The 14061-nt window shown below is 63.8% G+C and carries 11 protein-coding genes and 1 pseudogene; 10 read left to right on the plus strand and 2 right to left on the minus strand.

What is annotated here, in order from left to right; genetic code table 11:
• Window positions 1-278 precede the first annotated feature (278 nt).
• The 3 genes from HMPREF0298_RS09235 to HMPREF0298_RS09245 all read left to right on the plus strand — a co-directional run bounded on the left by HMPREF0298_RS09235 (window position 279) and on the right by HMPREF0298_RS09245 (window position 3385).
• Complete coding sequence (locus HMPREF0298_RS09235; RefSeq protein ID WP_040423026.1) at window positions 279-1646, plus strand: hemolysin family protein; 1368 nt, start codon at window positions 279-281, stop codon at window positions 1644-1646.
• Window positions 1643-2671, plus strand: a complete 1029-nt coding sequence (locus HMPREF0298_RS09240; RefSeq protein ID WP_006840907.1) for a CNNM domain-containing protein — start codon at window positions 1643-1645, stop codon at window positions 2669-2671. Before HMPREF0298_RS09235 ends, HMPREF0298_RS09240 begins: the two co-directional genes overlap by 4 nt.
• 141 nt (window positions 2672-2812) lie before the next feature.
• Window positions 2813-3385: a YdcF family protein gene (locus HMPREF0298_RS09245; RefSeq protein WP_006840908.1), complete on the plus strand. Its 573-nt coding sequence runs from the start codon at window positions 2813-2815 to the stop codon at window positions 3383-3385.
• Here HMPREF0298_RS09245 and HMPREF0298_RS09250 read toward each other — a convergent pair.
• Window positions 3382-4641 carry a dicarboxylate/amino acid:cation symporter gene (locus tag HMPREF0298_RS09250; protein WP_006840909.1) on the minus strand — a complete coding sequence of 420 codons (1260 nt, stop codon included), beginning with the start codon at window positions 4639-4641 and terminating at the stop codon, window positions 3382-3384. The genes HMPREF0298_RS09245 and HMPREF0298_RS09250 overlap by 4 nt on opposite strands.
• A gap of 199 nt (window positions 4642-4840) precedes the next feature.
• Here HMPREF0298_RS09250 and HMPREF0298_RS09255 point away from each other — a divergent pair.
• From HMPREF0298_RS09255 to HMPREF0298_RS09270, 4 genes and pseudogenes are all read left to right on the plus strand, one after another.
• A pseudogene (locus tag HMPREF0298_RS09255) lies at window positions 4841-6310 on the plus strand (peptide MFS transporter).
• A 24-nt stretch (window positions 6311-6334) separates the two neighbouring features.
• Window positions 6335-8974, plus strand: coding sequence for a DNA polymerase I (polA, locus tag HMPREF0298_RS09260; RefSeq protein ID WP_280985049.1), 2640 nt, complete (start codon window positions 6335-6337; stop codon window positions 8972-8974).
• Window positions 8958-10001 (plus strand): DNA glycosylase AlkZ-like family protein, encoded by a 1044-nt coding sequence (locus tag HMPREF0298_RS09265; RefSeq protein WP_006840912.1) that lies wholly within the window; start codon window positions 8958-8960, stop codon window positions 9999-10001. Before polA ends, HMPREF0298_RS09265 begins: the two co-directional genes overlap by 17 nt.
• 22 nt (window positions 10002-10023) lie before the next feature.
• On the plus strand, window positions 10024-10533 hold the full coding sequence (locus HMPREF0298_RS09270; protein ID WP_006840913.1) for a hypothetical protein: 510 nt from the start codon (window positions 10024-10026) through the stop codon (window positions 10531-10533).
• On the opposite strand, the gene HMPREF0298_RS09275 is transcribed toward HMPREF0298_RS09270, so the two are convergent.
• Window positions 10484-11257 (minus strand): class I SAM-dependent methyltransferase, encoded by a 774-nt coding sequence (locus HMPREF0298_RS09275; protein WP_006840914.1) that lies wholly within the window; start codon window positions 11255-11257, stop codon window positions 10484-10486. The two genes, HMPREF0298_RS09270 and HMPREF0298_RS09275, sit on opposite strands and share 50 nt — an antisense overlap.
• A gap of 189 nt (window positions 11258-11446) precedes the next feature.
• On the opposite strand from HMPREF0298_RS09275, the gene rpsA reads away from it, so the two are divergent.
• The 3 genes from rpsA to HMPREF0298_RS09290 all read left to right on the plus strand — a co-directional run bounded on the left by rpsA (window position 11447) and on the right by HMPREF0298_RS09290 (window position 14040).
• On the plus strand, window positions 11447-12916 hold the full coding sequence (gene rpsA, locus HMPREF0298_RS09280; RefSeq protein WP_006840915.1) for a 30S ribosomal protein S1: 1470 nt from the start codon (window positions 11447-11449) through the stop codon (window positions 12914-12916).
• 115 nt (window positions 12917-13031) lie between these two features.
• Complete coding sequence (coaE, locus tag HMPREF0298_RS09285; RefSeq protein ID WP_006840916.1) at window positions 13032-13631, plus strand: dephospho-CoA kinase; 600 nt, start codon at window positions 13032-13034, stop codon at window positions 13629-13631.
• 55 nt (window positions 13632-13686) lie between these two features.
• Window positions 13687-14040, plus strand: a complete 354-nt coding sequence (locus HMPREF0298_RS09290; RefSeq protein WP_006840917.1) for a DUF4259 domain-containing protein — start codon at window positions 13687-13689, stop codon at window positions 14038-14040.
• Window positions 14041-14061 lie beyond the last annotated feature (21 nt).

The raw sequence follows: 14061 nt of genomic DNA on the forward strand, positions 1-14061 counted from the left end.
AGAGCCCGTGGCCCAAGAAGACGGGCCTGTCGTAACCTCCAACCGGGCGGATGACCACTGCACCCGAGATACTGAACTGTGGCACAAGCTATTCGAAATATGACTGAAAACTTGTACACTATTAACGGTTATGTTCACGGCTCCGACCGGGTCGTGCACAGGCCGTCCCGTTCACCCAACTACACAAAGAGGTAAAAACTCCGAATGGAGCCCCCCGGATGGACAACCCGTCATAGACTCACCTGCGGTGCGTTGGCGAGCGCAGGGGAGGTGAACGCGTGCTAGCCGCAATAGGCGCTCTACTTTTGGGCCTCCTCGTTATCGGTGTAATCATCGTGGCCAACGGATACTTCGTCGCCCAGGAATTCGCCTACATGTCCGTCGACCGCACACAATTGCGGGCGCGGGCCGAGGGCGGGGACGCACAAGCGGCGAAGGCAATGAAAATCACTGACCGGACCTCGTTTATGCTTTCCGGCGCCCAGCTCGGCATCACGGTCACCGGCCTGCTTGTCGGTTTCGTTGCGGAGCCGCTGGTTGGCGAGGCGCTGGGCACGCTGCTCGGGGGAGTGGGTATTTCTCCTGCGGTGGCCATAGGCATCGGCACGGTGCTCGCCTTGGCGCTGTCGACAATCGTGCAGATGATCTTCGGTGAGCTCTTTCCCAAGAACTACACGATCGCCGCGCCGATGAAGTCGTCGCTCGCCCTCGCGCCCTCGACCACGCTTTATCTCAAGCTAACCGGATGGCTGATCACGTTCTTCGACGTCTCCGCCAACGCATTCTTGAAGCTGCTGCGCATCGAACCGGTCGAGGACATTGACTCCTCAGCCACTGCGGAGGACCTCGACCACATCCTCAGCCAGTCGCGGGAGAGTGGAGACCTCGACGACCGCACCTTCATGATCCTTGACAGATTGCTCGATTTCCCCGATCGCAATGTCGGACACGCCATGATCCCGCGCTCGCGTGTCGACGTCCTTTCGCCCAAGGACACCATTGGACACGCGCGCGAGTTGATGGCGAGCGCCCACACGCGATACCCAATTATCGACGCGGAGCACGTTCCCGTTGGCGTGCTGCATCTGCTTGACGTCCTCGGTACCGATCTCCCCGACGCCACCCCCGTTAACGCGCTGATGCGGCCTGCAGTCGTCGTCCCAGAGCTGATGACTTTGCCCAACGCCGTGACCGAGCTGCGTAGTGCGGGCGAACGCCTCGCCAGCGTGATTGACGAGTACGGTGGCTTCATCGGCATCATCACCCAGGAAGACCTGGCGGAAGAAATCCTCGGCGATGTTGCCGATGAGCACGACCTGCCTGTATCTGCGGAGATTGCGGTGGCGGGAGACAAGCAATGGATCGTCGGGGGAGACACACCGCTCGACGAGGTCGAGCGCGCCATCGGCCACGACCTGCCCGCCGGCGACTTCGAAACCATCTCAGGTCTCGTTCTTGCTGAGGCCGGCGGTCTCGTACATTCTGGTGAAGCCCACGACATTGCGCTCGCGGCGGAGCCTGATGACTACCTCGACGGGGATGAAGCCCCTGTGCGCATTTTGCGGGCTGAGGTTGAAAGTGTGGAAAAGCACGTGCCAGGCGTCGTCAAGCTCACGCTCCTAGAGGGAGAAGGGGACGCATTATGACTCAGTGGTACGTAGCCCTCCCGGCCACGATCGCGCTGATCGCGCTATCGGCGTTCTTCGTCATCATCGAGTTCGCGCTGCTCGCCGCGAGGCGGCACCGCCTTGAGGAGACCGCGGAGACCTCTGCGGCCTCACGCGCGGCGCTGCGCAGCCTCAACGAGCTTACGGTTATGCTCGCCGGCGCACAGCTCGGCATCACGGCCTGCACCTTCGCGCTCGGCGCAATCACCAAACCCTGGGTGCACGACGCGATGATGCCGTTATTTACGGCAATCGGTTTGCCTTACGCAGCAGCTGACGTGGTGTCGTTTATCCTGGCGCTGTTTGTTGTCACGTTCATCCACCTCGTCATTGGGGAGATGGCACCGAAGTCCTGGGCGATCGCGCACCCGGACACAGCGCTGCGGGTCATCGCGATCCCGGCCCGCGGATTCATTGCGATGTTCCGGCCGCTGCTGACGTGGATTAACCGGGTAGCCAACCGCCTCGTGGTCAAAGCAGGTCAGCAGCCCGTGGATCGCGCAGCCGCGCGCGGTTACGACTCTGAAACCCTGAATTTGCTGGTCCAACACTCGCACGAGACGGGCGCGCTTGATAGCGCTTCCGCCGCGCAGATCACCGGTGTTATCCAGCTCGAGCGTGAGACAGTGGATTCCGCGCTAACGCACCCAAGCACTCTGCCGCACGACGCAACGGTGGCAGACGTGCAGCGAGCCGCACTGGAAAGCGGCGACTTGCGCGTGCTTCTCGAGGACGGCCCCAGCGTCGTCCACGTCCGCGACACGCTCCACGCTGTCCCCACTGCGCCGGCAGCGCAGTTCGCCCGTCCGGCGCTCTCCCTGTCGGCGCAAACTTCCATCGCCGACGCGCTGGAGCAGATGCGCATGAGTAACGAGCAGGTTGTCGTGGTCACCGATGACACCGACAGCACGGTGGTGCGAGGGGTGCTGACCTGGGACCACGTGCTCAACCAGCTGTGGCCGAGCATCGCGGCCGAGCTCGATCGCGTCCAAACGGAGAAGTAAGTAGTGGTCACCCCGGGGCTACCCCTGGAAACAGCGGGCAGCTAGACTGACGGCGGTGTGACAATGTGTGTCAACAATTGCGGCGACGGAACGGAGTTTCAAGGTGGCAAAAAGTCTAAACGGGCGGGTGGCCTCGCTGTGATGCGGCGCACAATTGCGGTTGCGCTCGCCGCGGCTATGGCGTGCGTGGCGACGCTCGCTCCGGCAAACGCACAGGCAGTGGGCTCGAGCACGTCCAGTCTGCTCACGGGCCTGAAGGCGTCGCCACTCGGTGTGGCTGCAGCCCACGCCGTCCTTTCCGACCCCCGTGTTCCCATCGTTGTGTTGGGCGCGCGGCTAAACCCCGACTGCTCGGCTCCGGCGGTCCTCAATGACCGCCTCGCCACCGCTCGTGGCGTCGCGCTGCTGCACCCGGCCAACCCGATCGTGGTCACCGGTGGCCACACTCAACCCGGGTGCCAGGCCGAGGCGGAGTACATGCGCGACTTCCTTGTCGGAACCTTCGTGGACCCTTCCCGGATTAGCATGGATACGAGCGCTTACTCGACGGTCGGCAACGCCCTGGCCACCGCCGACAGCGCGGGTAGCTCAGCCAACGTCATGCCGGTCGGTGTGCTAGTGACTTCGCCGAATCACATCCCGCGCGCGATCGATACGTACACAGACGTCTCGGACAATGCTCTGTGGCTCGCGGTGCCGTCGAGGGTTAACTAGACGCTGACTTTTTCCCACGCGGCGCGGTCGAGGATTTGCTCGCGCTTGGCCACGATGGTGGCAACGAGCGACTGTCCGGTGACGTTGACGGCGGTGCGCCCCATGTCCACGATCGGCTCGACGGCGAGTAGAAGGCCGACGCCGGCGAGCGGTAGGCCTAGCGTGGAGAGCGTCAGCGTGAGCATCACTGTCGCGCCTGTTGTGCCGGCTGTTGCCGCGGAGCCGAGTACCGCGACGAGCGCAATGAGGAAGTAGTCCGCGATGCCCAGCGGGAGGCCGTAGAACTGGCTGACGAAGATCGCCGCTACCGCCGGGTAGACCGAGGCGCAACCGTCCATCTTAGAAGTAGCGGCCAGCGGCATCACGAAGGATGCGTATTCGCTGGGCACGCCCATGGACTTCTCCACCGTGCGCTGGTTGACGGGCAACACGCCGAGGGACGAACGGGTGACAAAGCCGAGCGTCGTCACGGGCCACACGCGCTTGAGGAAGTCCGCGACGGGCAGGCCGTTGAGCGCAAGGAGAGCGGGGTAGAAACCAAAGATGACCAGGGCGAGACCGACGTAGATGGCGAGCACGAACATGCCGAGCGAGCCAAGGGCCTCCCATCCGTACGTGGCGACAGCGTTGCCGATCAGCGCCGCGCTGCCGATCGGTGCGAGGCGGATGACCCACCAGAGCGCGACCTGAACAATCTCGAGCAGGGATTCGGAGAACGCGATGAACGGCTGTGCCTTCGCACCGGCCTTAATGGCGGCGATGCCCACCACGAGCGAGATAACCAGGATTTGCAGAACGTTGAACCCGATTGCTACCTCGCCGTCGTTGGCAACCTCCGCGCTGATGCCGAGAAAGTTCTCCGGCACCACGGAGTTAATGAAGGCGAGCCAGGAGCCGGAGGTAGAGGGCTCGGCCGCGGCCGAAGGATCCACTGTGGAGTTCGCGCCCGGGCGGATGACTAGTGCGACCGCGATGCCGATGAGCACGGAGACGAACCCGGTGATCGCGAACCAGATAAGGGTTTGCCCGGCGAGCCGGGCGGCGTTGGTGACCTTGCGCAGGTTAGCAACGGACGTCACAACCGCGGTGAACACGAGTGGCGGGATCAAAAGCTTCAACAGCTGAACGTACGTGGAGCCCGTCCAGTTCAACACCCCGCCGAGCCACTCGACATCCCCGGCGCGGGCGACGAACCCGAGGATGAGGCCGACTACGAGGCCCGTGAGAACCTGCGCGCCGAAGTCGAACTTCTTCATTGACTATCCTTCCTTGATTCGCCCAATAAAAAATGAACTAATCTGTCTATCTGTGACCGTGATTATTGCTGTTCCGCCATGTAGTAACGGACAACGCGTTTACCCTATTCCCCGGCAATTGAATGTACCAAGGGGTCTATATCGCTACATGGTGGCACCTCATTGACGGAACCGGTTGGCGCAGTGATGTACTAGGCCGATGAGCAATCAATCAGCAGCGCAGTCACGTGAATGCGAGCGTCAGTTCCTGGGCCACCCGTGAGGCTTGGCCAATCTTGCCGGTGTGGAGATGTGGGAGCGATTCAGCTTCTACGGCCTGCAAGCGCTCCTCGCTTTCTATCTCTATTACTCCGTTTCGGACGGCGGGCCGGGCCTGAGCCAGGAATCGGCGCTGTCCATCGTTGGCGCTTACGGGGGCTTGGTGTACCTGACCAGCGTTGCCGGGGCCTGGGTCGCCGACCGGATTCTGTCTGCCGAGCGGACGCTGTTTTATTCGGCAATCCTCATCATGTTCGGCCATCTCTCGCTTGCGCTGATTCCCGGCGTGGGCGGGGTCGGCATTGGACTGATCAGCATCGCCGTGGGCTCGGGTGCGCTCAAGACCACCTCCCAGGTACTGCTCGGTGATCTCTACAGCCGCGAGGATAAGCGTCGCGATGGTGGCTTTTCCATCTACTACATGGGAGTAAACATCGGCGGCCTGCTCGGCCCGCTGATCACCAACGCGTTCTGGGGCTGGAAGGGTTTCCACTGGGGCTTCGGCACCGCAGCCGTGCTTATGGCCATCGGCCTTCTCCAGTACGTCCTCATGCGTCGCCACACTGTGGAAACCTCTGGCCAGAAGGTGGCGAACCCGCTGCCGCGTAAACTCTACGCGCCGGTCGCGCTTGGTGCGCTCGCCGTGATCGCCATCGTGGCCGTGCTCATCGCCACCGGGGCAGTCAAGCTATCCCAGCTCTCCACCATTGTCGTGGTGTTGACCCTGGTGACCGCGGTGACGCTGTGGGTACAAATGTACCGCTCGGATCTGGTGACCGGCGAAGAGCGTTCGCGACTGGTCGGCTTCATTCCGATGTTTGCCGCCTCTGTGGCCTTCTGGTCGGTGTTCCAGCAGCAGTTCACGGTGGTTGCCCTGTACTCGGATGAGCGGCTCGACCGGATGTTCTTCGGATACGAGCTGCCGCCAGGTGTGGTGCAGTCGCTCAACCCGCTCTTTGTCATCTTGTTCGCGGGAGTCTTCGGCGTCGTCTGGACGAAGCTGGGTTCGCGCCAGCCGTCGTACGCGACGAAGTTCTCGCTGGCTCTGATCGTGATCGGCCTGGCCACGCTCGTTTTCCTGCCGTTCGCTGGTGGCGGGGCGAACTCGACGCCGTTTTGGGTGATCGTGGCCATCCTCTTCCTGTTCACCATGGCCGAGCTTATGCTCAGCCCCGTCGGCAACTCGATGGCAACCCTGGTCGCACCTGCGGCGTTTCCCACCCGCGCGTTCGCGCTGTGGATGCTCTCGGTAGCCCTGGGCACCGCCATGTCGGGCTCGCTCGCGGGCTTCTACGATCCGACAAGTGCGGCGTCGGAACGGACGTACTTCCTCACCACCGCCGCGGTAATGTTCGCCATTGGCGCCGCGATCTTTGTCTCCCGCAGGTGGATCACCGCGAGGCTGGGGTAGGCGTGCCTGGCTAGACTGGGCTGCGTGACTCAACGCCTTTTGCTTATCGACGGCCACTCCATGGCATTCAGGGCCTTCTTCGCGCTTCCGGCGGAGAATTTCTCCACATCGGGCGGCCAACACACCAACGCCGTCTACGGCTTCCTCTCGATGTTCGCCAACATCATTGCGGAGGAGAAGCCGACGCACGCCGCGGTCGCCTTCGATGTGGGGCGCACAACGTTTCGCACGCAGCGCTTTCCCGACTACAAGGCGCAGCGCGAGGCCTCGCCACCGGAGTTCAAGGGCCAGGTGCCGATCATCGAGGATGTCCTGGGCGAGCTCGGCATCGTGACCTTGTCGAAGGAGAACTTTGAGGCAGACGACATCGTCGCCACGCTGGTTACCGAGGCGCGCGCTGCGGGCGACTTCGAGATCGTGCTCGTCTCCGGCGACCGCGACTACATTCAGCTTGTCGACGCCTCCACCACGCTTCTCTACCCCATGCGCGGCGTGTCCAACATGACGCGGTTTACCCCGGAGTCCGTGGAGGAGAAGTACGGCCTGACCCCGGCGCAGTACCCGGATTTTGCTGCGCTGCGCGGCGATCCGTCGGACAACCTACCGTCGGTGCCCAAGGTGGGGGAGAAGACCGCTACCAAGTGGATCGCCCAGTACGGCGACCTCGACTCCCTGATCGAGCACGCGGATGAGATCAAGGGCGTGGCGGGCGACAACTTCCGCGAACGCATCGACCAGGTGCGGCTCAACCGGGAGCTGACGCAGATGGTGACAGACGTCGAACTTCCAGTGGGCCCCGAAGATCTGGAGGTGAAGCCGGCGGACGTCAACGCGGTTGCCAGCTCGTTCGACAACCTGGAGTTCGGTGTCAACCTGCGCGAGCGCGTGCTCGCGGCCGTTCCCACGACGGGTGAGGCGCCCGCACCTGAGGTGGAAGAGCTCCAAGAGATCGACATCGAGGACACCCCGCTGGATCAGTGGCTCACAGAGCGCAAAGGCCAGGGCCTCGCGGTGGTTGTTACCGGCAACGGCGCCCCCGGGCGGGGAGATGCGTCGGCGCTCGCGATTGTCGATAAGCAACGCCGCGGCATACACAAGGAAATCCCCGAGCTCTCGCCGCAAGAAGACTCCGCGTTGAAAGTGTGGGTTGAGTCGGAGGATCCCAAATATCTGCACGACGCGAAAACCGTTTTCCACATGCTCAAAGGCCGCGACATCACGCTGCGCGGCATCGCACACGACACCGCGATCGCGGCCTACCTGCTGCGGCCCGGCCAGCGCACCTACGAGCTTCACGATGTGTATCAGCGCCACCTGCAGCGCCAGCTCAACCTCGGCGGCGACCAGCTCAGCCTGCTCGGAGACACCTCGCTGGTGGATTCGGCCGCCGCGGTGCTCGAGCTCGCCGAGGAGCTCAGCGCCCAGCTGCGCGGCATCGACTCCTACGACTTGTACGCGGATCTCGAACTGCCGCTCGTGTCAATCCTCGCTGAAATGGAAAATGCCGGCATCGCGGTTGACGTCGATGTGCTGGAGGCTCAGCTCAAGGACTTCACGGCGAAGGTCGCGCAGGTCGAGGAGGAAGCCCGGCAGCTTGTCGACGAACCGTCTCTCAATCTGTCGAGCCCCAAACAGCTTTCCGTGGTCCTGTTCGACAAATTGGAGCTGCCCAAGACGAAGAAGACCAAGACCGGCTACTCCACTGCGGCCGGCGAGATCGAGGCGTTGGCGGAGACGAACCCCCACCCGTTCTTGGACAAGCTCCTCGCGCACCGCGAGTACCAGAAAATGAAGTCCACCATCGAGGGGCTGATCAAGGCCGTCGCCGACAACGGGCGCATCCACACAACCTTCAAGCAGACCGTTGCATCCACGGGCCGGCTGTCCTCGACGGATCCGAACCTGCAGAACATCCCGGTGCGCACCGAGGCCGGGCGCAAGATCCGCTCCGCCTTTACGGTGGGCGCAGGCTACGAGTGCCTGCTCACCGCCGACTACTCGCAGATCGAGATGCGCGTGATGGCGCACCTGTCGCAGGATTCTGGCCTGATCGAGGCCTACCGCGAGGGCGAGGACCTGCACAACTTTGTCGGCTCGCGCGTCTTCGACGTACCGATTGATCAGGTCACCCCCGAGCTGCGCCGCCGCGTCAAGGCCATGTCCTACGGTCTGGTCTACGGGCTGAGCGCCTACGGCCTGTCCAACCAGCTCTCCATCTCCGCCGGCGAGGCGAAAAGCATCATGGAAAGCTACTTCGAGCGCTTTGGCGGGGTTAAAAGCTACCTCGACAATGTCGTAGAGCAGGCGCGCAGGGACGGCTACACCTCCACGGTTTTCGGCCGCCGCCGCTACCTGCCCGAGCTGACCAGCGACAACCGCGTCGCCCGCGAAAACGCCGAACGCGCCGCGCTGAACGCGCCGATCCAGGGCTCGGCGGCAGACATCATCAAGGTGGCGATGATTCGCGTCGACCGGGCGCTTGAGTCCTTCAACTCTCGCGTGCTGCTGCAGGTCCACGACGAGTTGGTCGTGGAAATCGCCCCGGGCGAGCTCGCGGAGGTGCGCGAGATCGTCGAGCGCGAAATGGACTCCGCGATCACATTGCTCGTGCCGCTGGAGGTCTCGGCGGGCACGGGGGTGAACTGGGATGAAGCAGCGCACTAGGGCCCGGGCCCGGCTTCTCTCGCAACGTCTCGTGGGGACGCGCTGGGCGAGCGCCGCGGAGGCGGTGCGCGCCTTCGGGCTGATGCAGGGCCAGGAGACAACGGTGTTTTCGTCGATCGCGCTGCGCAACACGGGCGGGATCGACTCTGTCGCGGCTGCGCTGGACAGCCACAAGATCGTTCGCGCCTACCCGATGCGCGGCACCGTGTTCGCGGGGCTGGCCGAGGACATGCGCTGGATGACGGAGCTTGTCGCGAAACCAGGCGTCGCGGCGGCGCTGCGCAACGCCGAGGCCGCGGGAGTGAGCCCCGCGCATGTCGACGCCATCCGCAGCGCCGTCCTCGAATCCGGGCCCGTCGACGGCGCCGAGTACAAGGCAATAGTCGCCCGCGTTCTCGGCAACCCGGCCCCGGACAATGCGATGGTGTATCGCTCCCGCTACGTCTTGCTTGTCGATAGCTCCTGCGCCTACCTTGGCCGCGACCAGCTCATAGGCCCGGCGCCCGCCGCGCCCGGGATCGAGCAACGCTTCAACGGGCAGCGCCAAGATGCCGTCGATGAGCTGGTGCGCCGCTATGTCACCGCACATGGGCCCGTGACCCGTGAAGATGTTGCCTGGTGGTCGAAGCTCGGCGTGCGCGAGGTGCGCGTCGCATTAGAGCATCTTGGCGACGACTTCGCGCGCGACGGCGAGGACTACTTCCACGCTTCGCTGCCCGAGGCACTGGCGGCGACACCTGCCTCGACGTTTCGTGAGCCGCACCTGCTCCCGGCGTTTGACGAGTACATCCTCGGCTACAAGGACAGACTTTTCGCGATGACCGACGACGTGCACACCCACCTCGCCCCGCGCAACATGGGAATCTTCCGCAAGTCCATCGTGGTCGACGGGGTCGTCCGCGGAACGTGGAAAGGCGCCGGCGGAAAGCTCGTCGTGGAGGACGTGGGCGGCCTGCCCAAATATGCTCTGCCCGGGGTGCGCCGCAAGTTTGCGGAGTTTCCCGCCATCCGCGCGACAGTGGCGTAGCGGGGTTATAGGATACTTGTCCATGAAGGCATGCTTCCGCGCGGTCGCCACGATTGTTCCTGTAGTCGTCGTGGCGGGCTGCTCAGCGCCGGAGGAGGCATCCTCCGAGCCGGAGACCGTGACGCTGACAACCACAGTTGGGGCGAAGCCGGCCCCCGAGAACACCGCCGTGCCGCAAACTAAGGAAGCCAGCCAGGTGGGCGGGTTCTGCGGCACAGCAGGGGATGACATCGAGATCAACGCCTCCAGTGCGACCTCGTGCGAGTTTGCGCTCGCCATGTACGACGCCGCGATCAGCGCCGAGTACCAGATGCGGTCGGTAGACCCGAACGATTCGACAGCGCCGAAGGCCGCAATGGCCCGCGGTCTCCAGGTGGCCAGCCCGGTGACGGGGCAGACGTACACCATCAACTGCATGAAGAGCTCCGCCGGTGGATCCCTCATTTACACTCAACCCGGCGACGACACCGTCGGCGCGACTCTTAATGGTCCGACACCCGGATATTGGCACTCTGACCGCGCGCCCGCGTGACGAATATCGCCGTGCCGGGGAAGATGCGTCCACGCTCGGGGGACCATTGGCCCCAGGTCGCGCTCACGCCCTCCGGCCACTCGGGCTCAAGGACGTCGAGAAGCTCAAAGGCGCTGCCGCGAAGAGCGCGAACCCAATCGCCGAACGTGCGGTGGTACTCGGCGTAGGTGAGAACACCGTTGGTGTCGTACTCTTCGTACTCGCGCGCGAAGTAGCTGATCTCCGCGGTCACCGATTCCGGGTCGTCCGGGAACACCCAGCGCATTGGGTGGGCCACGGAAAACACGAAGCGACCGCCCGGGACGATAACGCGCCTGATCTCGGCCAGCGCGGCGCCCACGTCGCGGACGAAGGGCAGCGCGCCGAAGGCGGAGAAAGCGACGTCGAAGGCGGCGTCGCGAAAGGGAAGGGCGAGCACGTCCGCCTGGGCGAGGCAGACGTCGCGGCGTGCCCGCGCCAGCATCCCGGCCGAGATGTCGAAGGCGGTGACGAACCCGGCCCCGTTGTCGGCGAGCCAGGAGGAGCAGGGTGCGGATCCGCAGCCGATCTCGAGGACGGCGCTGTGGGAAACGTCGCCAAGCAAACGCGCGTCACGCTCAGAAAGCATCTCGGGGCACCAGTGGAAGTCGGCGAGGTACGCCGCGTGCTCGGCGTGGTAGCGAGCCGCATCTGCGTCCCAAAAGGCGCGGTTAGCTTTCGACGGCGAATGCGCTGCGTACGGCATTTTTCATGGCCCTTCCATTATTTGCTTAACCTGGCAGATGTGACTACCCTGTCAGGGGCGTGTCTGCGTCGAGGGGTGGTTTAAGGCTACATAGGAGGGCTTGAACTGCGTCTGAGATGAGATCACCGAGGTGAGAGACGCGCTCATGTCCACTTTCGATCTCCTATTCTTTCGGAGCACTTTACAAATATGCCCACTTCCAACGCACCCCAGGTTGCCATCAACGACATCGGCAGCGCTGAGGACTTTCTCGCCGCAGTAGACGCGACCATCAAGTACTTCAATGATGGCGACATCGTCACCGGCACCGTCGTCAAGGTCGACCACGACGAGGTACTCCTCGACATCGGGTACAAGACCGAAGGCGTCATCCCGACCCGTGAGCTTTCCATCAAGCACGACATCGACCCCGATGAGGTAGTCGAGGTCGGCGACGAGGTGGACGCGCTTGTCCTGACCAAGGAGGACAAGGAAGGTCGCCTGATTCTGTCCAAGAAGCGCGCGCAGTACGAGCGCGCCTGGGGCACCATCGAGGAGCTGCAGAACAACGATCAGCCGGTTACCGGTACGGTCATCGAGGTTGTCAAGGGCGGCCTCATCCTCGACATCGGCCTGCGCGGCTTCCTCCCGGCATCGCTCGTGGAGATGCGCCGCGTCCGCGACCTGGACCCCTACATCGGCCAGGAGCTCGAGGCGAAGATCATCGAGCTGGACAAGCACCGCAACAACGTTGTCCTGTCCCGTCGCGCCTACCTGGAGGAGACGCAGTCCGCCGTGCGCTCCGACTTCCTGCACCAGCTGCAGAAGGGCCAGGTTCGCAAAGGTGTCGTGTCCTCCATCGTCAACTTCGGCGCCTTCGTCGATCTCGGCGGTGTCGACGGCCTCGTCCACGTCTCCGAGCTGTCGTGGAAGCACATCGACCACCCGTCTGAGGTTGTCACCGTCGGCGACGAGGTCACCGTTGAGGTTCTCGACGTCGACCTCGACCGCGAGCGCGTCTCCCTGTCGCTGAAGGCGACCCAGGAGGATCCGTGGCGCGTCTTCGCCCGCACCCACGCCGTGGGCCAGATCGTGCCGGGCAAGGTCACCAAGCTCGTCCCGTTCGGTGCGTTCGTTCGCGTCCAGGAGGGCATCGAGGGCCTCGTCCACATCTCCGAGCTGGCACAGCGCCACGTTGAGGTCCCGGACCAGGTTGTCGGTGTCGGCGAGGAGGTCATGGTCAAGGTCATCGACATCGACCTCGAGCGCCGCCGCATCTCCCTGTCGCTGAAGCAGGCCGACGAGGATTACGCCGAGGAGTTCGATCCGTCCCGCTACGGCATGGCCGACTCCTACGATGAGCAGGGCAACTACATCTTCCCGGAGGGCTTCGACCCGGAGACCAACGAGTGGATGGAGGGCTTCGACGAGGCCCGCCAGGAGTGGGAAGCACGCTACGCAGAGGCAGAGCGTCGCCACCAGGCCCACACCGCCCAGATCGAGCGCCACCGCGCGGCCGCCGCAGAGGCTGCCGCCCAGGGTGAAGACCAGTCGAACTACTCGTCCGAGTCCGCGGACGCTGCAGCTCCGGCAGCTTCCGACTCGGAGGAGTCGATCGGTGGCTCTCTCGCCTCCGACGAGCAGCTCGCCGCACTGCGCGACAAGCTGGCTGGCAACTAAGCCGGGTACATCCCCGCTGGTGCACGCCGGCGGATAGTGCGCACACCGTCAAAAGGCCCCTCCGGGGGCCTTTTCACATTGTTTGGCGGCGCTTGACACCCACTAGGATGTGACCATGCTGAAGATCGGGCTCACTGGAGGAATTGGAAGCGGTAAGTCGACCGTCGCAAAGCTGCTGCGCGAAGCGGGTTACCCGGTCGTCGACGCGGATCAGGTCGCGCGCGACAACATGGAGCCGGGATCGCCGGTTCTAGCCGAGGTTGCCGAGGCATTCGGCGCGGACATTGTGCGTGACGACGGCAGCCTGGACCGCGCAGAACTCGCGCGCAGGGCGTTTTCGGACGAGGAGCGCACGCGCACGCTCAACGCGATTACCCACCCCGCGATCCGCGCGGAATCGAACCGGCGCTTCGCTGAACTCGAAACGCAGGGCGCGGCCGCGGCAGTCTACGACATGCCCCTGCTCGTGGAGCTGGGTCTCGATGAAGAAATGGACTTAACCATCGTGGTAGACGTCCATCCGGACGAGCGCGTTCGCCGCCTCGTCAGCAGCAGGGGCCTCGACGAGCAGGACGCGCGCAACCGCATCAGCAGGCAGATCTCCGACGCTGAGCGCCGGGCGAAGGCGGACGTGGTGATCGACAACAACGGCTCGCTCGAGGAGCTTAAACAGCAGGTGAACGAAGTCGTTTCCCGCATTGGCAAGATGTTGTGATCCGTTAAACTATTGGCAAAGTCCCATTAAGAAGCGTGTTCTAATGTAATCCCCCATGGGTACGTGGAATTGGGGCCCCTTCGACAACGATGTCGCAACGGAGACCGTCCAGCAGCTGGCGGACGGTACTTTTCGCATGGACCAATTCCGTTTCGAGTGCGAGACCGAGCCGCTCGACAGCGAGCAGGGCCAGGCCCTGGTCGTTCTCGCCGCGGTGATGAACGGCTTCGTGCCGGACACGCGCTTCGAGTCGGCCCGCGACTACCAGTTCACCTTCAAGGACCGCCGCTGGGTTGAATCCAAGGTCAAGGATCTCCTTACCCCCCGCGGTTCGGAGCTTTACGAGATGTGGGCCGACGCCGGCGAGCTACAGCAATGGCTTGACGCTACAGCGCGTGTAGTGCGCTAGCGCCGCCTCGCTAGACTAGGG

Source organism: Corynebacterium lipophiloflavum DSM 44291, from assembly GCF_000159635.1.
GTDB lineage: Bacteria > Actinomycetota > Actinomycetes > Mycobacteriales > Mycobacteriaceae > Corynebacterium > Corynebacterium lipophiloflavum.